The 22,315-nt window shown below is 38.2% G+C and carries 13 protein-coding genes; 12 read left to right on the top strand and 1 reads right to left on the bottom strand.

The window, feature by feature from the left end:
- Nucleotides 1-151 precede the first annotated feature (151 nt).
- The 6 genes from susR (XYLOR_RS14060) to bglX all read left to right on the top strand — a co-directional run bounded on the left by susR (XYLOR_RS14060) (nt 152) and on the right by bglX (nt 12,731).
- On the top strand, nt 152-1,795 hold the full coding sequence (gene susR, locus XYLOR_RS14060; RefSeq protein ID WP_036879245.1) for a SusR family glycan utilization regulator: 1,644 nt from the start codon (nt 152-154) through the stop codon (nt 1,793-1,795).
- 268 nt (nt 1,796-2,063) lie between these two features.
- A complete protein-coding gene (locus XYLOR_RS10455) occupies nt 2,064-5,213 on the top strand; it encodes a SusC/RagA family TonB-linked outer membrane protein (RefSeq protein ID WP_036879243.1) in 3,150 nt (1,049 codons plus the stop codon).
- 21 nt (nt 5,214-5,234) lie between these two features.
- Nucleotides 5,235-6,866: a RagB/SusD family nutrient uptake outer membrane protein gene (locus XYLOR_RS10450; protein ID WP_036879239.1), complete on the top strand. Its 1,632-nt coding sequence runs from the start codon at nt 5,235-5,237 to the stop codon at nt 6,864-6,866.
- A gap of 102 nt (nt 6,867-6,968) precedes the next feature.
- Nucleotides 6,969-8,216, top strand: coding sequence for a glycoside hydrolase family 5 protein (locus XYLOR_RS10445; protein WP_036879236.1), 1,248 nt, complete (start codon nt 6,969-6,971; stop codon nt 8,214-8,216).
- A 22-nt stretch (nt 8,217-8,238) separates the two neighbouring features.
- Nucleotides 8,239-10,467, top strand: a complete 2,229-nt coding sequence (locus tag XYLOR_RS10440; protein ID WP_036879232.1) for a glycoside hydrolase family 3 C-terminal domain-containing protein — start codon at nt 8,239-8,241, stop codon at nt 10,465-10,467.
- 2 nt (nt 10,468-10,469) lie between these two features.
- Entirely contained in the window at nt 10,470-12,731 is a 2,262-nt protein-coding gene (bglX, locus tag XYLOR_RS10435; protein WP_036879230.1) for a beta-glucosidase BglX, read from the top strand.
- A gap of 96 nt (nt 12,732-12,827) precedes the next feature.
- On the opposite strand, the gene XYLOR_RS10430 is transcribed toward bglX, so the two are convergent.
- Entirely contained in the window at nt 12,828-13,331 is a 504-nt protein-coding gene (locus tag XYLOR_RS10430; protein WP_036879227.1) for a DUF4251 domain-containing protein, read from the bottom strand.
- A gap of 197 nt (nt 13,332-13,528) precedes the next feature.
- On the opposite strand from XYLOR_RS10430, the gene susR (XYLOR_RS10425) reads away from it, so the two are divergent.
- The 6 genes from susR (XYLOR_RS10425) (at nt 13,529) to XYLOR_RS10400 (ending at nt 22,295) form a co-directional block, all read left to right on the top strand.
- On the top strand, nt 13,529-15,223 hold the full coding sequence (gene susR, locus XYLOR_RS10425) for a SusR family glycan utilization regulator (protein WP_036879224.1): 1,695 nt from the start codon (nt 13,529-13,531) through the stop codon (nt 15,221-15,223).
- Nucleotides 15,224-15,504: 281 nt separating this feature from the next.
- Nucleotides 15,505-15,984: a sigma-70 family RNA polymerase sigma factor gene (locus tag XYLOR_RS10420; protein ID WP_036879221.1), complete on the top strand. Its 480-nt coding sequence runs from the start codon at nt 15,505-15,507 to the stop codon at nt 15,982-15,984.
- 10 nt (nt 15,985-15,994) lie between these two features.
- Nucleotides 15,995-16,615, top strand: a complete 621-nt coding sequence (locus XYLOR_RS10415) for a DUF4974 domain-containing protein (RefSeq protein WP_154655719.1) — start codon at nt 15,995-15,997, stop codon at nt 16,613-16,615.
- Entirely contained in the window at nt 16,612-19,149 is a 2,538-nt protein-coding gene (locus tag XYLOR_RS10410; protein ID WP_036879214.1) for an outer membrane beta-barrel family protein, read from the top strand. Before XYLOR_RS10415 ends, XYLOR_RS10410 begins: the two co-directional genes overlap by 4 nt.
- A 159-nt stretch (nt 19,150-19,308) precedes the next feature.
- Nucleotides 19,309-19,740, top strand: coding sequence for a DUF4974 domain-containing protein (locus tag XYLOR_RS10405; protein WP_154655718.1), 432 nt, complete (start codon nt 19,309-19,311; stop codon nt 19,738-19,740).
- On the top strand, nt 19,737-22,295 hold the full coding sequence (locus tag XYLOR_RS10400; RefSeq protein WP_036879209.1) for an outer membrane beta-barrel family protein: 2,559 nt from the start codon (nt 19,737-19,739) through the stop codon (nt 22,293-22,295). The genes XYLOR_RS10405 and XYLOR_RS10400 overlap by 4 nt, the downstream gene beginning before the upstream one ends.
- The last annotated feature ends 20 nt before the right edge of the window (nt 22,296-22,315 follow it).

Below are 22,315 nucleotides of genomic sequence, written 5' to 3'. Positions count from 1 at the left end.
TCAGATACGATAATTATAATAAATAAAAAATGTGGATTATTGAATATTTAATATAAGTCGGACTACGTACATTTATGTAAAAAATGAAGAAGGTAATTCATAGATATTAAAAAGATATATTATCTTTGCAATGTAACTATTCAAAATTATTATGAAAAGGACTTTCCTTCTTTTATTTTTTGTATGTCTGGTTTTTGGCTGTAATGCACAAAACCTCGATTCAATGTATACATGTCTTGATAAAGCAATAGCCAATTCAAGTGAATATATGCGTAATAAGCAATTTAGAATAGATGAATTGAAGAATCAATACAGATATGCAAATAATGGAATAGGGAAATATAATATTGGTCTCAAATTATATGAAGAATATCATGCGTTGATGAATGATTCAGCCATATCATATCTCAATAGATGTATTCAAATTTCAGAAGACCTTCATCGTGAGGATTTGAAGGTCAGAGCTTATATATTGATAGCTCATCAGTTTGCTGTAGCAGGTTTTTATACCGAGGCTCAATACTATTACAGCCTTATTGATAAAAATAAAATAAAAGGAAGTAACATTGTAGACTATTATTATGGTCTTTGTCATTTGTATGGAGATATGGCTTTTTATGCGAAAGACAATAAAATGAAACAAGTATATTTTAAGACATCCGACAATTATCTTTCTCAATTGTATAAATTCCTTGGCAGCAATACCACTATGTATTTATACCAGAAATCAGTACAACTTTGTAATGAAGGTAAATATAAAGAGTCATTGATGTACAATGACAGATGGATGAAAAAAGTAAAGCCGGGAACACATGATAATGCTATCGTAGCTTTTTTCCGTTCGGAGATATATAAGAATATGAAAGACGTAAAGATGCAGAAATATTGGCTTTGCGTATCAGCTTTATATGATATTAAGTGTTCTGTTATGGATCAGTCATCATTGTGGAGTCTGGCAGATCTTGTAAATAGAGATGGAGATGTAGAACGCTCATACAGATATATAGAATATTCATGGTCGTGCATATCTACATTCAGTACTCATATGCGTGGATGGCTTGTATCTCCTATTCTTACAATGATAAGCAACAAATATAAGGAAAAGCTAAAGACGGCTAATCATTCATTATCTACGATGATTGTAGTTGTAAGTGTGTTATCTTTTGTCCTGCTTGTTTTGCTAGTAAGTGTTTTCCGCAAAGAGACACAATTAAAAATAGCTCGTAATGACTTGAGTGATACAAATAATGAATTGGAATCGCTTAATGGAAAACTAAATGAGTCGAACGCAGAACTGTCGTTAGTAAATCGACGGCTTAATGAGTCGAATATAGTTAAGGATGAGTATATTGGCAAGTTTTTAAGCATTTGTTCAGAGTATATTGATAAGTTGGATAACTATCGTATAAAGGTAAGGCGTATGGCCAAATGCAATCAGTTTAAGGAGATTTTGTCAATGACGAGTTCTCAGACACTGAAGGATAGTGAATTAAAGGAGTTGTTTGATAATTTTGATTCAGTCTTTTTACATTTGTTCCCTAATTTTATTGATGATTTTAACTCTCTTTTAAAAGAGGAATGTAGGATAAAGCTTTCTGATAGGAGCAAACTTACTACCGACTTGCGTATTTTTGCGCTTATACGTTTAGGTATAGACGAGAGTTCACGTATTGCAGAGTTCCTAAGATATTCTCCTAATTCTATATATAACTATCGCGCCAGAATAAAGAAAAACGCAATATGTGGCCGTGATGATTTTGAGAAGAAAGTAAAAGAGATAGGTATGAAAATTTAAATACTATTTATACATTCTGAGATTTTATTAAGTATATAAGATGGATACCTTTTGTGATTTTATATATTTATAATACTTCTATATTGTGTCCACTTTTCCGTGAGAGGCATTAACTCATAATTTATTGATTATGAGCTGATTAGCAAAAATACTTCCGAAATTTCATCCACTTTTTATACACAATGGTGAAATAACCTTAATATTTTGTGCTACTTTTGCAGCATCACAATTAAAGTGTTAACGTATATATTAATCTAATAAATTAAGTATGAAAAAGAAAAGGTATTTAATCTTATTGTTGACTTTATTGGTCTCAATAACAACTTTTGCTCAGAAATCGACATACAAAGGTGTCGTAGTAGATAATCATGGCGATCCAATTATTGGTGCGTCTGTTGTACAAAAAGGAACTTCCACTGGCACAGTAACTGATTTAGATGGTAATTTTAGTGTGTCAACTGATGCAGGTTCAATTCTTTCAATTTCTTATATAGGTTATAAAACCAAAGAAATAAAAGTATCTTCAAATATGAAGATTACACTTGATGAAAATGCAGCATCACTTAATGAAGTTGTAGTAGTAGGATATGGTGTACAAAAGAAAAGTGTTGTTACTGCATCTATTGCGAAAGTCGGAGCAGATGAATTGGGGAAGACTCAGCCTGTAAGAATTGATGGGGCTTTAAAAGGTCTAGTATCAGGTGTTCAAGTTACAACAGGTGGAGGTCAGCCTGGCGCATCAAGCAAAATCCGTATACGTGGTAATGGAACAATCAACAATTCAGACCCTCTTTATATTGTAGATGGCATGCCTATAGATGGCGGTATCGATTATCTTAATCCTAGTGATATAGAGAGTATAGAAATACTTAAAGATGCTGCTTCTGGTGCTGTGTATGGAGCTCGTGCTGCTAATGGTGTAGTACTAGTTACTACAAAGACAGGTAAATTGGGTAAAGTAAAGGTAAAATATGATGTTTCGTTTGGATGGCAAAATCCATGGCGTAAAAGGAATATGATGGATGCAGATGATTACAGCACATTGATGAAAGAAGCAGCAGGTTATGCAGGTGATAATAGTATTGATGCAAAACTTGCTAGTTTCGGTACTTCTAATACAAATTGGCAGAAAGAATTGTTTAATGATAATGCTCCCGTACAAAATCATCAGATTAGTTTAAGTGGCGCATCAGAAAATTTAGACTACTTCTTGTCACTTGGGTATTATAAACAAGAAGGTACTATAGGTGGTAATTATGATAGAAGTAATTATGATAGGCTTTCTATACGTAGTAATACTAATTATAGAGTCTTTGATGTATCAAAAGACCGTAATTGGTTACATAAAATGAAAGTAGGCGTAAATGTTGCTTATTCAAGGATTAATAGTACCAGTATTGAAACTAATAATCTTACAGGTTCTGCATTGGGCAATGCTTTGTTCTTGTCTCCTTTGATGAGTGTATATCCAGAAAATGAAGATGCTTTAAGATCTACTTATACTGGTGAGGTCAGTAAATATGGACCACTGGTTAATGATAAAAATTCTGGTCGTCTTCTTAATATCCCAACTAATGATTTTAATGAAATAACTAATCCTCTAGCATATCTTTCTTTGCCAGGGACAAAAAGTAACAGTGATAAATTCGTAGCGAACTTTTATGCAGAACTTAATTTATGGGATGCATTAAAATTCCGCACAAGTTATGGCGTAGACCTATCTTTCTGGGGTGATGATGGTTATTCATATCCTTATTATATTGGTGTTAATGCACACAATGATAAATCTTCTGTTTATTCTTCAATGAATAGAGGATGTCGTTGGCAAGTTGAAAATGTTCTTTCATATGATAAAACATTTGGAAAACATAGCATTTCTGTAGTTTTAGGACAGTCTGCAATAAAATATACCGGACGCAAAATTGGTGGTTCTGCAGAAGATATGATAGAAATAGATGGAGATAAAGCTAATTTGGATTTCACAACAGGTCTTAAGACAGATGGAAAACGTGATGTTTATGGAGGATTATTTGATCCCCATACATTAGCATCTTATTTTGGTCGTTTTAGTTATAACTATGCAGAGCGCTATATGTTGCAAATGACAATGCGTCGTGATGGTTCTTCTAATTTTGGTCCTAACCATAAATGGGGTACATTCCCTTCTGTATCTTTAGGATGGAATGTAACAAATGAAAATTTCATGGCTGATCGTCCTTCTTGGTTCACAAATATGAAAATTCGTTTAAGTTGGGGTAAAAATGGTAATGAGAATATTGGAGCATTCCGCTATACTGCAAATGTTGCAATGGGTAATAACTATGCCTTTGGAGATGGCTCTAATCAGACAGTTGTAAAGGGAAGTAAACCAACAGGAACGCCAAATGAAGATTTGAAATGGGAAGAATCTGAACAGTATGATGCTGGTATTGATTTTGGTTTCTTGAATAACTCTCTAACATTTACAGTAGATTGGTTTAAGAAGAAAACAAACGGTATGCTTAAGGAAATGAGTATACCATCATATCTAGGAGAATCAAAACCTTGGGGTAATGTTGGAGATATGCAAAATTCAGGTATTGAATTTGAGGCATCATATAAGTTCAATTTAGGAGAATTCAAGTTCAACACATCAGGTAATATAAGTTATCTGAAAAATAAATTAATAAAACTAGGCAATGCAGCTGGATTTGAGACATATGATAATGTTCATCAGATTGGTAATGTAAGTCGTGCTGAAAATGGACAGCCTTATCCATATTTCTATGGTTACAAGACTGCCGGGATATTCCAGAATATGGACCAGGTAAACAATTATGTTAATTCTAAAGGTCAGAAGATGCAACCTAATGCTCAACCAGGTGATGTCATTTTTGTAGATTATAACAATGATGGTGTTATTGATGATAATGATAAAACAAAAATAGGTAAAGGAGATCCTGATTGGACATATGGAGTTACTATCAATGCTAGTTGGAGAAACTTTGACCTTTCTATGTTGTGGGCAGGATCTATTGGCAATAAAATATTTGATGCAACTCGCCGTCTAGATCTTCGTTATGTGAATCTTCCTCAAGAATATATGGACAGATGGCATGGTGAGGGAACTTCAAATTCAATGCCTCGTTTTACTTGGAAAAATGATAATGATAATTATCGTGTATCTGATCTTTATATCAAAAATGGTTCTTATCTAAGACTTAAGAATATACAATTGGGTTATACTCTTCCTCAGTCTATAACAGAACATGTTTTTATCTCTAATTTACGTTTATATGTAGCTGCAGAGAATCTTCTTACATTAACTGGCTATAAAGGCATGGAACCTGAAATATTCTATGGTACTCAGTCTGGTATTGATCGTGGATATTATCCTCAGAACCGTACTATAACTATCGGTGCAAATATAACATTTTAATTATCTTAATAAATATAAAATATGAAAACATTAAATATATTTAAATACAGTGCTATAGGAATACTCTTACTTTCTGTAACGTCATGCGGAGATAGCTTTTTGGAGGTAGAACCGTCCAGCAGTGTTCCTATTAATGGATATTATACTACTAAAGCGCGTATGGATGAAGCTGTTACAGCCTCATACGATCCAATGCATTGGTATGACTATTTTTCTGGTTGGTGTCCTATGTTCCTTGTTTCAGATAGTCAAGGTGATGATCTTTATGTTGGTGGTGGTAGTACAAGTGATCAGGCTGAGATACACCTTGCATCACAATATAAATCTACTAGTCTTATGAATTTTAGTGGAGCATGGACTACTAGTTATTCTGGTATTAATAGATCTAATCTGGTCATTGCTGATGCAGAGTCTTCAACTTTATCAGATACAGAAAAAGCTGCTTATATAGCAGAAGGTAAAACTACTAGAGCTTTTTATTATCTAATGCTGTGGAAATATTGGGGTAATATTCCATACTATGATAAGAATTTGGCTATGCCTTATATTGCTCCACAAAAATCAGAAGCAGATGTATACAAATTGGTAACAGACGATTTGGAGAAAGTTATTGAGAGCAAAGCACTTCCAATGAAAGAGACTGCCACACGTGCAGGACATGCCACACAGGCTTTTGCCGAAATGTTATATGCTGATTTTGTCATGTATCAGAAAGATGAAAGCAAATACAAACAGGCTTTAGGTTATATGGAAGATATCATTAATAGCCATAAGTATCGTCTAATGGATGATTTTTCAAGTATTTGGGAACAGCCAAATGAATGGTGCGATGAGTCTATATATGAGATAAATTATTTTGCAAAAGGCAGTACACGTGATTGGGGAAATGCTAACGCTCCTGGTGGAACTGTTGTACCTGCTATGATAGGTGTTGATGGATTGACATATAGCGCTTCAGATGCTCATAAAGCACAAAATCCTAATTATGCTGCTAAAGCTGATTTCGTAAGTGGATGGGGTTTCTGTGATGTATCTAAAGAGTGCTACGATGCATATGAAGATAATGACCAGCGTCGTGATGGTGGTATCTTGGATATGGAAACATATGCTGTTAAGTATAAAGCACAAACTGGCGATAATGTAACATATGGAGGACGTTATCAGAATACCGGTCTTTTCTTAAGAAAATATTTAGGTCGTCCGGGTGGAAATGCTAATGCAACAGCAAGTAGTGACCTTGGATGGGACAATAATCAACGTATTTATCGTTATGCAGAAACTCTATTGAATGCTTCTGAACTAGCATTGCGTACTGGTGATAATTCTAAAGCGCAAAATTATTTTCAGCAGGTTAGAGACCGTGCCTTCAAAGGGAATGCTCCTGCAAAACAAGTATCTTTAGATAATTTGCTTAATGAGCGTCGTCTTGAATTTGTTGGTGAAGGTAAGCGTTATTATGACCTTATACGTTTTGGTAAGGCTGCAGAAGTACTGAAACCTGGTGGTGGTAAGGTCTTGAATGCACAAAAGACTGCATATGATAAGCAAGGCATTCCAGAAAGGATACAATGGACTGAAAGTAAAAAGTATTTGCCAATACCTCAGGGTGAGGTTGATGCAGCTCAAGGAACAATAGTCCAAAATCCATACTGATGATTATCAAATTAGCAAATATGTTAATGATTCTATTTATAGAATTTATCGGCATATTTGCTAATTTATAAATGTAAAAAAATAAAAGGTAAAAAGTATATTATGAAAAGAATATATAAGTTTGCACTTTGCATAAGTCTGGCATTTACATTATTTGGTTCTGTAAGTGCTATGGCTAAAGGCAAATTTGTGACAATAGATGGTAAGAATCTGGTACAACCCAACGGGAAAAAACTGTTTATCGTAGGTACAAATTTAGGAAACTGGTTGAATCCTGAAGGTTATATGTTTGGTTTTAAAAAGACTAATAGCTATTGGATGATAAATAATGCTATTTGTCAGATGGTAGGTCCTGATGCAGCTGATGAGTTCTGGCGTAAGTTCAAGGATAATTATGTTACACGTCATGATATTGAGTATCTTGCATCTATAGGAGCCAACACAATACGTGTACCATTTAACTATAAGTTGTTTACAGACGAAGACTATATGGGCTTAAACGCCAATCAGGATGGATTTGCACGTGTAGACTCTCTTGTAAACTGGTGTCGTGATAATCATTTGTATATGATACTTGATATGCACGATGCTCCCGGAGGACAGACAGGTGATAATATTGACGATAGTTATGGTTATCCTTGGCTTTTCGAAAGCGAAAAGAGTCAGTCGTTGTTCTGTGAAATCTGGCGCAAGATAGCAGACAGATATAAAGACGAGTCCGTGATATTGGGCTATGAACTTCTGAACGAACCTATCGCTCCTTATTTTGACAACATGAAAGATATCAATACTAAATTGGAACCATTGTATAAGCGTGCCGTTAAATCTATAAGAGAAGTGGATAACAATCATATAGTCCTTCTTGGCGGCGCTCAATGGAATGGTAATTTTGATGTCTTTACTGATTGGAAATTTGACGATAAGATCATGTATACATGTCACAGATATGGTGGTGGTACAGACACTAAAGCCATACAGAATATAGTTTCTTTTCGTGATAAGACAGGATTACCTATGTATATGGGTGAAACAGGCCATAACACAGATGAGTGGCAGGCTAGTTTCTGTAAGATGCTTCGTGAAAACAATATAGGCTATACTTTCTGGCCTTATAAGAAGCCTGAAAATTCTTGCATAAATGCCGTGCAGCTCCCTGCCGAATGGGATAGTATCGTAGTAAAGTTTGCTGAGTCTCAACGAGTAATATACAAAGATATACGTGATGCTCGTCCTAATCAGGAGAAGGCAAAAGATGTACTAAACCAGTATTTGGAGAAAATAAAATGTGAAAATTGTATTCCACAGATTGGTTATATTAAGTCTATAGGACTAAAGGCCTCTCAAAAATAATAATCTGTTTATTAAAGATAATATGAAGAATATAATAATTACGTCCTTATTCTTTATGTCTGTTTCGCTTGTGGCTAACGCCCAGACACCGATATATCAGGATAGATCTAAACCAATAGAACAACGAGTCGAAGATGCTCTTTCGAGGATGACGCTAAATGAGAAAATTGCTGTGATTCATGCACAGAGTAAATTTTCATCACCGGGCGTTAAAAGATTGGGCTTTCCTGATTTCTGGACTGACGATGGCCCTCATGGGGTTCGTCCTGATGTACTTTGGGATGAATGGGAGCAAGCCGGACAGACTAATGATTCGTGTGTTGCATTTCCTGCACTTACATGTCTTTCTGCAACATGGAATCCACAGATGTCAAACCTTTATGGCAAGAGTCTTGGAGAAGAAGCTCTTTATCGTGGTAAAAATATGATATTGGGTCCGGGCGTAAACATCTACCGTACACCTCTGAGTGGCAGAAACTTTGAATATCTGGGCGAAGATCCTTATCTTAGCGGTAAGATGGTAGTACCTTATATTCAGGGACTCCAGTCTTGTGGAGTTGCTGCCTGTGTTAAGCACTATGCAATGAACAATGATGAGGAATACCGTCATCAGGTCAATGTTGTTGTTAGCGACAGAGCCTTACACGAGATTTATCTTCCTGCTTTCCGTGCAGCTGTAATTGATGGTAAAGCATGGGGTGTAATGGGAGCTTATAATATGTATAAGAATCAGCATAACTGTCATAATGAAGAGTTGCTGATGAAGATATTAAAAGGCGACTGGAACTTTGATGGAGTCGTTGTTAGTGATTGGGGTGGATGTCATGATACAGACCAGGCTGTAAAGAATGGACTGGATATGGAGTTCGGAACATGGACTAATGGATTATCATTGGGAAAGACCAATGCCTATGATTCTTATTACATGGCAAGTCCTTATCTGGAGGCCATACAGAAGGGCAAATATACTACCAAAGAACTTGATGATAAAGTGCGCCGCGTACTGCGCTTGTTTTTCAGAACCACTATGAACAGTAACAAACCTATGGGTTTCTTATGTTCAGAGTCTCATTACTCTGCAGCCCGTAAGGTGGCAGACGAGGGCATCGTGCTTCTGCAAAATAAAAATAATGTATTACCAATAAAATTCAATAGGACTAAGCATGTTCTCGTAGTAGGTGAGAATGCTATAAAGATGATGACTGTCGGTGGAGGTTCATCTTCGTTGAAAGTTCAACGTGAGATATCTCCCCTCGATGGTCTGAAATCACGTTTGGGCAGTAATGTTAAGGTAGATTACGAACGTGGATATGTAGGTGATACTACCGGTTCTTATAATGGAGTTACTACTGGTCAGAATCTGACAGACAAACGTTCTGCCGACCAACTTATACATGATGCTGTAGAGAAAGCTAAAAAAGCAGATTATGTTATATTCTTTGGCGGATTGAACAAGAGTGATTATCAAGACTGTGAAGGCCACGACCGTAAGTCATATGATTTGCCTTATAATCAGGATCGTGTCATTGAGTCATTATCCAAAGCCAATAAGAACTTTATATATGTCAACATATCAGGTAATGCCGTTGCCATGCCTTGGCACAATAAGGTGCCTGCTATTGTTCAGGGATGGTTTATTGGCTCAGAGGCAGGAGAGGCTTTGGCAGACGTACTCACAGGAGACGTAAATCCTTCAGGCAAACTTCCTTTCACATGGCCAGCTACTTTACAAGATGTAGGTGCACATAAGTTGAATGCTTATCCGGGAGTATGGCGTCCCGACCATAAGGTTATAGACGAAGAATATAAAGAAGGTCTGTATGTAGGTTACAGATGGGTGGACAAGGAAAAGATACATCCGTTATTCGCTTTTGGACACGGACTCAGTTATACCACCTTCAAGTTGTCTGATTTACGTGAATCTTCTAATAAAATCTCGCGTGACGGCAATATAACGTTTACTGTAAACGTTAAGAATACAGGGAAATATGATGGTTCCGAAACTGTGCAATTGTATATCCATGACGTAAAGTCTTCTTTAGACAGACCTTATAAAGAACTTAAAGGATTTAAGAAGGTAGAGCTTAAAGCAGGTGAAAACCGTGATGTTGATATAACCATTGATAACAGTGCCTTAAGTTTTTATGATGACAGAGCGCATGCATGGACATCCGAAGATGGCGACTTCGAGGCTTTAGTAGGTAACGCATCAGATAACCTTCCACTTATGATAAAGTTTAAATTACAGTAGATATGAGAAAATTTTTAATGACTTTCGCATTAGTTCTTACAGCTTCTGCAGGTATGGCACAGCAGAAACCTATGGATGAATACATCAATGGGTTGATGTCTAAGATGACTCTCAAGGAGAAAATAGGCCAACTTAATCTTATGGTTGCCGGAGATATCACCACCGGAGGCAAAGTTGATACTAAGGTTGCCGGAGATATCCTCAGCGGCAATATGGGAGGAGTATTTAATGTAAAGGGCGTTGACAAGATACGTGCTTTGCAGGATATAGCCGTAAAGAAGAGTCGTATGCACATACCTTTGATTGTAGGAATGGATGTGATACATGGTTATGAGACAATTTTCCCGATACCTCTTGGCACATCCTGTTCATGGGATATTCCTGCTATAGAGCATAGCGCCCGTACAGCAGCCAAAGAGGCTAGTGCAGATGGCATCAACTGGACATACAGTCCGATGGTGGATATAGCATTAGATTCACGTTGGGGCCGTGTATGCGAAGGCTCAGGCGAAGATCCATATCTGGGTTCACGTATAGCAGAAGCTATGGTACGTGGATATCAGGGCGATTATAGCAGTAAAGAGAATATAATGGCCTGTCTCAAGCATTTTGCTCTTTATGGAGCTGTTGAAGCAGGAAAAGAATATAACACGGTGGATATGAGCCGTATCAGGATGTACAATCAATATTTTCCACCATATAAGGCAGCTGTTGAAGCCGGAGTAGGCAGTGTAATGTCATCATTCAACCTTGTCGACGGTATACCTGCAACAGCCAACAAATGGCTGCTTAATGATGTTCTTCGTAATCAATGGCATTTCAATGGTTTTGTTGTTACCGATTATGGTTCTATCGGAGAGATGATCAATCATGGCTTGGGCAATTTACAGGACTGTTCGGCCATGACCCTAAAGGCAGGTACAGACATGGATATGTGTACACAAGGCTTTGTTGGTACATTAGAGAAATCATTATCAGAGGGTAAAGTTACTTTGGCAGATATTGATACAGCATGCAGACGTGTACTGGAAGCTAAATATAAGTTGGGCCTGTTCAAAGATCCTTATAAGTATCTTGATGCCAGCCGCCGTAAACGTGATATCTTTACAGCTCAAAACAGAGCGATAGCCCGTAGCCTGGCTACCGAGTCATTCGTCTTGCTTAAGAATGAAGGCAATGTCCTTCCTCTTCAGAAGAAAGGCAAGATAGCATTGATAGGACCTCTTGCCAATACAAGGGCAAATATGGCCGGTACATGGTGCGTTTCGTATACACCCGACAAATATTCAACCTTGAAAGAAGGACTTGAGCGTGCTGTAGCCGGAAAGGCAGATCTGCTATATGCCCAAGGCAGTAATCTTACTGCTGATGAGGCTTTGCAAAAGGCCGCTGAGTTTGGTAAGACTATTCCACGTGGTGATGATAAGAAACTTAAGGCCGAAGCTTTGCAGATAGCAAATCAGTCTGATGTGATAATAGCAGCTATGGGAGAATGTGCAGATATGTCGGGCGAGAGTTCAAGCCGTTCTAATCTGGAACTCCCTGATGTACAGATGTCATTGCTCCGCGATTTGGTAGCTACAGGCAAGCCTGTCGTACTTCTTAACTTCTCAGGCCGTGCTACAGTACTGAAGTGGGAGAGCGAACATGTTAATGCCATCATGAATGTATGGTTTGGTGGCAGTGAGACAGCTGATGCCATAAGTGATGTACTCTTTGGAGATGTCAATCCAAGTGGAAAACTTACAGTCAGCCTGCCTCAGTCTACAGGTCAGGAACCATTGTATTATAACCACCTTCCAACCGGCAGACCTGTTCCTGATGGAACCAAGGAATTCCGTAAATATGCAAGCAATTATCTTGATGTCCGTAATGATGCATTATATCCATTCGGTTACGGACTCAGTTATACAACCTTTGAGTATGGTGATATCCGTTTGAGCAGTGACAAGATGGCTTCTGATGGAAGTATAAAAGCTACCATAAACGTTAAGAATACCGGTAGCCGAGATGGAGATGAAATAGTACAGTTGTATATCCATGATCAAGTAGCAGGAATATCAAGACCTGTAAAAGAGTTAAAAGGATTTCAGCGTATTCACCTTTCTGCAGGTGAGAGTAAAGACGTGACATTCCAGATTACCCCCGAACTTCTTAAGTATTATAACTATAATCTTGAATACATATTAGACCCCGGCACCTTCGATCTTATGATAGGGCCGAATAGCAGTAATCTTAAGACAGTTTCTTTCACAGTGATGTGATAGAGTTCCTGCTTATCAAGTATAATGATGATTAAGTCATTTTGATAGGTTAATGTTGTTTGCCGTAGTCGTCCTGGTGACGACTATGGCATCAACTTATTTCGTAATCATATCACCGCTGAAACTGATGTATTGCCTTTGGTTGGATGAAACATCTATAGAGGTACTTCCATTATCGAATATTTCCAACGAATATTTATAGGTGTCCTCATCAGTCTTTACGTTTAACGTTATGCGCGTCATATTCTTCTTATTGCGTACGGCCGTGTAATTGTATATCTTTCCGGTAAAGTTCAGAGCTTTTCCTCCACCATAGGGAACGTTATACGCCCTGCCATAATAAGGCAGATACGAGATAATACTATCACCTGATATCCGTACAGAGTACATACTCGTGAGATTGATGGCACGGTGAGATTGTGGATATGCCATGTTTACATTAACAGTGAAATGCCTGTTGTTGACAGAGTCCTTGACTTGTTGAGCCAGCTTGTTGTATTTCTCAATCTTAGCTGTCTTTTTGTTCTGGGCATTACACGGTATGCTGTAACCGTTTACGAATAATATAACCACGAATAGAAAATAAAATACTTTTTTCATCTTTACCTCCTTTATTTATTGCGAATATACAATAAAAGAAATATAAATAGAGAAACATACATCCGAATTAAGCCTATTTTGTAAATATTTACATTCTATATATTCATGAATAACATAATAAAGTCTTCGTTTTTATTGAAAATCTTGTAAAAATGCTTTATATTTGCATTCATAATCAAAAACATGAGAAAAATAATATGAAAGTCTTTTTCCTTACCGTCATTTTACAATTTTCATTTGCTCAAATGTTTGCCCATAGTATAAACCTTGAGCAAATGTACAATAAATTAGATAATCTTATAGATCATTCTTCTCAGTATATTGATAATCATGAAAATAATATAAACAGATTACGTTTGTATTTGTCTAAGGCACAAGATCAGAGGGTAAGATATGAAGAGTCTTTTAAATTGTACAGCGAGTACAAGTCATATACCAATGATTCTGCTATTGTGTACCTTCAGAGGTGCATAAGCATAGCCCAGAAGATGCATCGCAAAGACTTGGTTGGCAAGTGCAGATCGCTTATGGCTTTCCAGTGCTCATCATCGGGTCTGTACACAGAGGCACTGCAGATACTCAGACAGGTATCTACACGTGATCTAACCCGTATGAATGGCCTGAGCGAGTATTATATTGCGTACAATCATGTATACCAGGAACTTGGCTATTACACCAGATTGAATGATCTTAAACGCAAGTACATTATCATGTCTGATATATATAGGGATTCTGTTTACAACGTATTAGACAAAAATACCGAAGAGTATCTCTTGTGTAAGGAGAGCTACTACTTCTCGCACAAGTTGTATGCCGACGCCATGAACATCAATAACAGGCGTCTTGCCAAGGTAACACCGGGCTCCAGAAACTATGCCATCGTGGCTTATTACAGGTCGCGACTGTATAATATTAACGGCAATATGCCGATGAAGAAATATTGGCTTATAGAGTCGGCTATGTCTGATATAAAGAATGGCGTTATGGACCAGGCCTCTCTATGGGAGCTATCTGATATTCTAAACAAAGAGGGAGACATAGACCGCTCACTTAAGTATATAAGATTCACCTGGGAGTGTAATAACAAGTTCGGTACCCGTATGCGAAGTTGGCAGATATCCCCTCTGTTGTCTATTATCGACAGCAACTATCAGAAACAGATTAACCGTAAGAACCAGACACTCACCGTCTTCATAACCATTGTCAGTCTGATGTCATTAATGCTCCTCAGCTCATTGTTCTTCGTATACAGACAGAAACGCAAGCTCTCTGACGCCCGTAACGAACTGAGACGTATAAACGAGAAATTGGTCATGCTCAACAGCAAACTGTCTAATGCCAATGATAATCTAGACATATCCAATCACGAACTGTCGGCAACCAACCAGAAACTGGCAATATCCAATCAGCGTCTTAATGAGTCTAACAGAGTAAAAGAAGAATACATAGGCCGATTCCTCAGCATATGCTCACAGTATGTAGACAAACTTGACGACTTCAGAAAGATGGTAAACAAGAAACTTAAGAACAAAGAACTGCAAGACCTCTTTACTATAAGCAAGTCTACAGAGTTTAAGGATAAGGAACTCGATGAACTTTATGCCAATTTCGATTCAGTGTTCCTGCATCTTTTCCCCAATTTCGTAAATGATTTCAATGCCATGCTTAAACCTGAATTCCAGATACATTCTAAAGATTCAGAACGCCTGTCAACAGATATTCGCATCTTTGCACTCATCCGCCTTGGTATCGACGACAGTTCCAAGATAGCCGAGTTCTTGCATTACTCAGTCAATACGATATACAATTATCGGGCAAGGATAAAAAATGGTGTATTAACAGACCGTGAAGATTTCGAACGCAGAGTCAAAGACCTCGGGCTAAATAGCTAGAATCACAATTCACGAAGTGGTCATCTACCGTACCATCATGTGTAGGAATTGAATTTTTTATAAGTTATTTTTCTTAGTTCATTAAATTATTATCCAAAGATACAACAATATGCGATACTAATCAAACATATTTTTTTATCTTTGTATCGATAAAATAGATGGACATGAACTAATACACTTATAATACCGGAATAATTTAGATATTCATTCAAACTTTTTTATTTTCCAGGTTAGGAAAATAAATATTCATTCGTTATATAGATAACGACAGCAAAATAAGTATGCAGAATAAAGAACAATTTGAAGAGCTTTTCAGAAATAATTATGGGCAGATGCTTAGATTGTCAATGCTTATAGTTAAGGATGAAGACGAATCCAAAGATATTGTGAGTGACATCTTCACGGAGATTTGGGATGGAGCCATCAATCCCTATGTAGACAAGCCCAAAAGTTATCTTATGATGTGTGTACGCAATCGTTGTCTTGACCTGCTTAATCACAAGCGCATCAAAGAGCGTGTCAGTCGTCTGCTTATTCTTGACTCGTCACTGCCGGCTATTAATAACGATACGCCCGACATGCAGAGACTCAGAGATATAGTAGACACTCTTCTAAGTGCAAGAGACAGGCAGGTGCTTATTATGAAGTATGAGCGTAAGATGAAGTATAGAGAAATATCCGACGAACTTAAAATAAGTCAGGTAGCTGTATACAAGCATCTTTCACAAGCGCTTAAAACACTTAAGGCCAATTTCAAATAGGAGGATGAATATGAAAACGAACGACAAAATAGAGCGGTTGCTTGATATGATAGAGCACCCTGAACATTATTCTGAAGAGGAAATCCAGAAAATACTTGAAGACGAAGAAACCCGCGAGTATTATAATCTTATTGTAAAGACAGATGAGGCCTATACCAAGACAGATGATGTAGATGTAGAAAAAGCCCTGCAAGAGTTTGAGGCCAAACATATCCATCATTTCTCATGGAGCAAGATAGCCGCTGTATTTATAGGAATACTATTGGTGTCGGGCATAACCTATGCCGCAATTGTGTTTAATCGTAGTTCATCAGAGAAACAAGTTAGTCAGAAGGCACAGACAGGCAGAGTGATTACATACACGCCTGCCAAGAGCACAGAGGCAGAAACGACAGATACCATAGCAACACAGAAAGAACAGTCGTTTGATAATGTAGAATTACAAACCATACTAAATGATATATCTTCATTTTACAAACTAGAGGTAGTTTACCATTCAGACAAGTCAAGACATCTGCGTCTGCATTTTCATTGGGATAAGACCAAGGATGCAGCATCCATAGTAGAGTCATTAAACCATTTTGAGAATGTGAACATTACATTAGTTGACAGTAAAATAGAAGTAAAATGAAAAGATATATATTACTATTGATTGTATCTTTCATTGCTGTATCAATCAATGCACAGAAAATCACACATAATTTCAGAGACGTCCCCCTGTCCAAGGCGCTTAAGATCATAGAGGCTTCTACCGGTAAATACAAGATAAACTTTATCTACAACGAACTCGAAGACTTTACCGTCACTACCGGCATCGACAAGAAGGATATTCCCGATGCCATCAGAGACGTGATAGGCTTCTATCCCATAAAGATGACCGTAGATGGAGAGAACATCTTTGTAGAGTGCGTACAGAAGGAAAACACAAAACTGATAGGAGAGGTTGTCGACAAGAGAGGGCAGCCCATAATTTACGCCAACATATCATTGCTGTCTGCCAAAGACTCCACATTCATTAATGGCGGAGTAAGCAATCTGGCAGGCAAGTTTGTCATCCCCTGTGGCGCCAAGCATGCTTTGGTCAAGGTGTCATGCATAGGATATATGACGAAGTATGTAGAATGGACATATGGAGAAGAGTGCGATATAAAAATGGTTGAGAACAGCAAGATTCTTAATGAAGTTGTTGTGAAGGGGCATCGTAATTTCATTAAGTCAACCAATACGGGACTTTCTATATCAATGGACCACAATCCTCTTTCCAAACTCAGTTCTGCTGTTGATGCTATCAGACAGATGCCGATGATTGATGGTTCTGGCAACGATATATCTGTTCTGGGTAAGGGTTCTCCGGAAATATATATCAACCAGCGTAAGATCAGAAATATGAATGAAGTATCCCAACTGTCACCTCAGGAAATCAAAAGCGTGGACATCATCACTAATCCCGGTGCGCAGTATGGTGCTGATGTGACATCTGTTATTGTAATTCATACAAAGCGACTAGACTCTGGACTTGCCGGTGTCGTGAAAGTATCTGGAAGTCAGTCTGAAGTTTTATCTGCATCTACTGACGCCGATATATCATGGATGGGAAACAATGGTTGGGGACTGTATGCCGGTGCCAATGTGGCTGATGACGGATTCAGACAGAAAAGAATATATACAGAGAAGTTCAACGAAAACAGATATGAAACTATAACTCACGGTGCATATAGAAACCGGTCTGAAAGCCTTAGACTTACCGCAGGCACAAGCTATGACTTCAAGGATAATTCTCTGGGCATAAGGTATGAATTCAGCAGAATTCCGGAAAGCAAATTCACTTCAACCGGTGACATCATGACAAATGTAAGTGCCGGACTTGACAGTATCTCATCTTCCAGTACGGATAACAGCCGTAGCTTCCGCCATTATGTAAATGCCTATACTCTGTTCAAGTTCGGTATCAGAAAGAACTACGAATTTACGTCAGATATGGACTATCTCTATGGAAATTCTCGTTCCTGCTCTGAAACAGAAGAGCAGGCTCAGTCTTATCAGCAGAATATTAATACAGGGAACAGTAGTATCTATCATCTTGTTGCGGCAAAAGCAAATTTAAAAGCCGTGTGGAACAGTGTCACCATGAATATTGGAGGGCAGTATTCATACACAAAGAACCTTCAGAACTTTGCAGGCAGCACTTCAGATGGCAGCAGTTTCTTCGAACCGTCACAGGATAACGAAAAACAGCATCTCTCGGCTGGTTACGCTTCTTTGAACTATAAATACAATAATTACTGGAATATTGATGCTGGACTGCGATTTGAAAGTACCGATTTCAATTATGAACAGAATGGAATCATTGTTCCTGCTCAGTCAAAGACATATACAGACTGGCTGCCTTCTCTTGGACTTAATTATAGTAATAACGGTTTTGGGATGGGAGTCTCATATAATACTAACATCAGTCGTCCTAGTTACAATATGCTTAATAATAATTACTTCTACGTATCACATACTTCATGGGAGACAGGCAATCCACTTCTGCAGTCATTCAAGGATCATAATATAGACTTTCGCCTTTCATATAAACACACATATATAACAGCCTCATTTACACGTAGAAAAAGAAATATCAGCACGACATATACATACCTTGAAAGTCAGAATGTGAATGTACGGCAAGAAATAAACCTTCCTGATTATAGCAGGTTTCAGATAGTGGCATCCCAGAGCTTTGATATTGGCAGATGGCATCCCACATTGCAGGGACTGCTCCAGTTCCAGAATCTGAAATACGGCAGTCCGGAGAAACGCTATGATAGCGTGTTGGGAAAGCTGGAAATGAACAACCGTTTTGATTTGCCATGGAACTTTTATGCGTATCTGTCGGGAATGTGGCTGACAAAAGGCAATGATGCTACAGTTTACAGCAATGGTGGAGCCATGCTTTATATGATGCTAAACAAGAGTATAGGCAAATGGTCATTCAATCTTCTGGCAAATGACTTCGTCTCTTCATGGAGACAGAAAAATCTTGTGGAAACCAATGGCGTTTATTATCTTGACAATAGGAAAGGGGCTTCATGTTTCGTTCGCCTAAGTGTTACATATTCGTTTAACCACAAGAACACATTCAAAGGCAAGGGTGCTTCTAAAGAAGAGCTTAACCGGCTATAGTTTATAGGTGACTGTAAGATTTTAGCTATCCATTCATACTTTTTTTTATTTTCGGGGTTAGGAAAATAAAGATTCATTCGTTATATAGATAACAACAGCAAAACAATTATGAAGAATAAAGAACGATTTGAAGAGCTTTTCAGAAGTAATTATAAGCAGATGATGAGACCATCCCACCACTTCTCCTTGAGCAAGATAGCAGCCATATTCATTGGTATACTATTGGTGCCGGGCACAACCTATGCCGCAATTGTGTTTAATCGTAGTTCGTCAGAGCAACAAGTTGGCCAGAAGGCACAGACAGGCAGAGTGATGGCATACACGCCCGCCAAGAGCACCGATACCCAACCTGTGGATACCGCAGCAACACAGAAAGAACAGTCGTTCGATAACGTAGAATTACAGATCATACTCGATGACATATCCTTGTACTACAAGCTAGAGGTAGTTTATCAGTCAGACAGGTCAAGACACCTGCGCCTCCACTTCCATTGGGATAAGACCAAGGATGCAGAAACCATAGTAGAGTCATTAAACCACTTTGAGAATGTGAACATTACATTAATTGACCGTAAAATAGAAGTAAAATGAAAAGATATATATTACTATTGATTGCTTCTTTTGTTGTCATATCAATCCATGCACAGAGAATCACACGCAATTTCAGAGAAGTCCCCATGTCTAAGGCACTTAAGATTATAGAGGCTTCTACCGGTAAATACAAGATAAACTTTATCTATAACGAACTCGAAGACTTTACTGTCACCACCAGCATTGATAAGAAGGACATTCCGGATGCTGTCAGAGACGTGATAGGCTTCTATCCCATAAAGATGACTGTAGATGGAGATAACATCTTTGTAGAGTGCGTACAGAAGGAAAACACGAAACTGATAGGAGAGGTTATAGACAAAACCGGACAACCTATAATTTACGCCAACATATCATTGCTGTCTGCCAAAGACTCCACATTCATTAATGGTGGAGTGAGCAACCAGGCGGGCAAGTTTGTTATCCCATGTGGCGCAAAGCGTGTACTGGCCAAAATGTCTTGCATAGGCTATAAGACCATCCTAAGGGCATTTGATGTCAGGGATATCGGCAAGATAACCATGACAGAAGATATGCAAGTCATCAAAGGTGTCCTTGTTAAAGGTTCTCGGCCTGCAACCCGCCTCACCACAGAAGGATATACCACACAGGTTAGTGGCACGCTTCTGGCCAATGTAGGCGACGCTCAAGATGTGCTCAAAGAGATACCACGCATCCACGAGAATAATGACGAGTATACTGTTTTTGGCAAGGGGACACCTATAATATACATCAATGGCAAGAAGGTAACCGACAATACAGACCTTAAACGTATCACCTCACAAGAGGTTAAGAGTGTAGATGTCATCACAAGTCCCGGTGCGCAATACGATGCTGAGGCCCGCTCCGTAATAAGGATAAAGACCATCCGCCAACAGGGCAACGGACTTAGTGGCAACTTCCTTACATCGGGCAATTTAGCCAAGAAAAGTTCGATAAATCAACTTATATCTCTCAACTGGAGACATGATGGACTTGATATTTTCGGAACATTCTATGCCATGAGTAGAGGATGGTGGATGGACCAAGTAGCGACGAGCCAGAAATATTTTACAAAAGACAAGGTAGATATGATCCAGGCTACTAATATGCGTGCACGCACAAATATGGTTGTAGGCACATGGGGCTTCAATTATCAGTTGGATGATAACAACTCCCTGGGTGTGACATACTCTGTAAACAAGAGGCTACCATCTTCCACAGGGTCTGGCAGTCAAAACTATACAGTATACACCAATGGCACATATACCGGCGCTGTGAAGTATTACGATGATGAGAGCGAATCTTCTGATGGCCCTAACCATGAACTCGATGCATACTATTCAGGTATTGTAGGCCCTTTGCATTTAGACTTTAATGGTACACTGTGTTGGAAAAAGAGCATCACTATCCAGGATGCCACCGAGCAGAGTGACGAGTTTGATAACAGAACCATCAATGCAGATGCCACAAATCATAACAAGATGGCAGCAGCAAAGATAGTAGCCACTTATCCGATAGGCAATAAAGTAAGCTTAAATGCAGGTACAGAGTATACCAACACTACTAGCAGGTCTCTTTACGTTAATCAACAAGACTTCATCACCTCGTCAGACGATAATATAAAAGAAAGTAATATCGCTGCGTTTGCAGGTGTGGATATCCAATGTGGCAATTATAAGTTTAATGGAGGTTTGAGATACGAGCACGTAAAGTCAGATTATTACTCATACAATGTTTTTCAAAACGATGCAAGCCGTAAGTACGACAATCTTTTTCCAAGTCTTAGTATAGCATATTCAGACAAAGGACTGAATGCAAGCCTTAATTTCACAGAGAAGACCCAACGCCCTGATTATTATCAACTCTCAGGTTTCATCCGATATGATGACAGATACACTTACGAGGGTGGCAATCCGTTACTCCGCCCAATGAAAATTTATAATATAGAATGGAATTTACAGTATAGTTGGCTAACTCTCTCGGCCGACTATACATACAACAAAGACCAGGTAGTGTATTCTACTTCGATTTACAAAAATTCAGATATTATTATTTCAAGTTATAGTAACATAAACCATCTGCAGAACTTGAATTTCTCAGCCACAGCATCACCTGTCTTTGGCCTTTGGCATCCGGTGATCGAGATGGATTTTCTCAAGCAGTTTCTTGATACCCGTCAGTATGGCATTGACTTGACTTTACAGAAACCACAATGGAATCTTTCTATCCACAACCGTTTCGTATTCAAGCACGACTGGATAGCAGAGTGCGATTATGAATACAGTACATCGTACGACGAACAATTTAATCGTAAAGGTAAGTACTCCGAATTGGATTTAGGTATAACCAAGTTATTTCTTAACAAGAAACTCATGACACGCCTAGAAGTTACAGACATCTTAAATACAAATAAGGATAGGGGTTTTAATTATTACAGTTCATGTTTTAACTTCCAGAAAAATGTACACCCCAATGACCGTGGCATACGTCTCACCATATCATATAGCTTCAATTATGCACGCAGTAAGTATAAGGGTACAGGAGCTGGTAATGAAGAGAAAAAGAGACTATAGGCATGAAAACAGATGGCATA

The sequence above is a fragment of the Xylanibacter oryzae DSM 17970 genome (assembly GCF_000585355.1).
GTDB classification, from domain to species: domain Bacteria; phylum Bacteroidota; class Bacteroidia; order Bacteroidales; family Bacteroidaceae; genus Prevotella; species Prevotella oryzae.
Note: the sequence above shows the minus strand (reverse complement) of the source record. Positions and strands in the feature narration are given on the sequence as shown.

Bases quoted from the DNA above. Each gene is read 5' to 3' on its own strand.
- XYLOR_RS10455 (WP_036879243.1), top strand. From the start codon at position 2,064: ATGAAAAAGAAAAGGTATTTAATCTTATTGTTGACTTTATTGGTCTCA.
- XYLOR_RS10430 (WP_036879227.1), bottom strand. From the start codon at position 13,331: ATGAAAAAAGTATTTTATTTTCTATTCGTGGTTATATTATTCGTAAAC.
- XYLOR_RS10445 (WP_036879236.1), top strand. From the start codon at position 6,969: ATGAAAAGAATATATAAGTTTGCACTTTGCATAAGTCTGGCATTTACA.
- XYLOR_RS10415 (WP_154655719.1), top strand. From the start codon at position 15,995: ATGAAAACGAACGACAAAATAGAGCGGTTGCTTGATATGATAGAGCAC.
- XYLOR_RS10440 (WP_036879232.1), top strand. From the start codon at position 8,239: ATGAAGAATATAATAATTACGTCCTTATTCTTTATGTCTGTTTCGCTT.
- XYLOR_RS10420 (WP_036879221.1), top strand. From the start codon at position 15,505: ATGCAGAATAAAGAACAATTTGAAGAGCTTTTCAGAAATAATTATGGG.
- XYLOR_RS10405 (WP_154655718.1), top strand. From the start codon at position 19,309: ATGATGAGACCATCCCACCACTTCTCCTTGAGCAAGATAGCAGCCATA.
- bglX (WP_036879230.1), top strand. From the start codon at position 10,470: ATGAGAAAATTTTTAATGACTTTCGCATTAGTTCTTACAGCTTCTGCA.
- susR (WP_036879224.1), top strand. From the start codon at position 13,529: ATGAAAGTCTTTTTCCTTACCGTCATTTTACAATTTTCATTTGCTCAA.
- XYLOR_RS10410 (WP_036879214.1), top strand. From the start codon at position 16,612: ATGAAAAGATATATATTACTATTGATTGTATCTTTCATTGCTGTATCA.
- susR (WP_036879245.1), top strand. From the start codon at position 152: ATGAAAAGGACTTTCCTTCTTTTATTTTTTGTATGTCTGGTTTTTGGC.
- XYLOR_RS10450 (WP_036879239.1), top strand. From the start codon at position 5,235: ATGAAAACATTAAATATATTTAAATACAGTGCTATAGGAATACTCTTA.
- XYLOR_RS10400 (WP_036879209.1), top strand. From the start codon at position 19,737: ATGAAAAGATATATATTACTATTGATTGCTTCTTTTGTTGTCATATCA.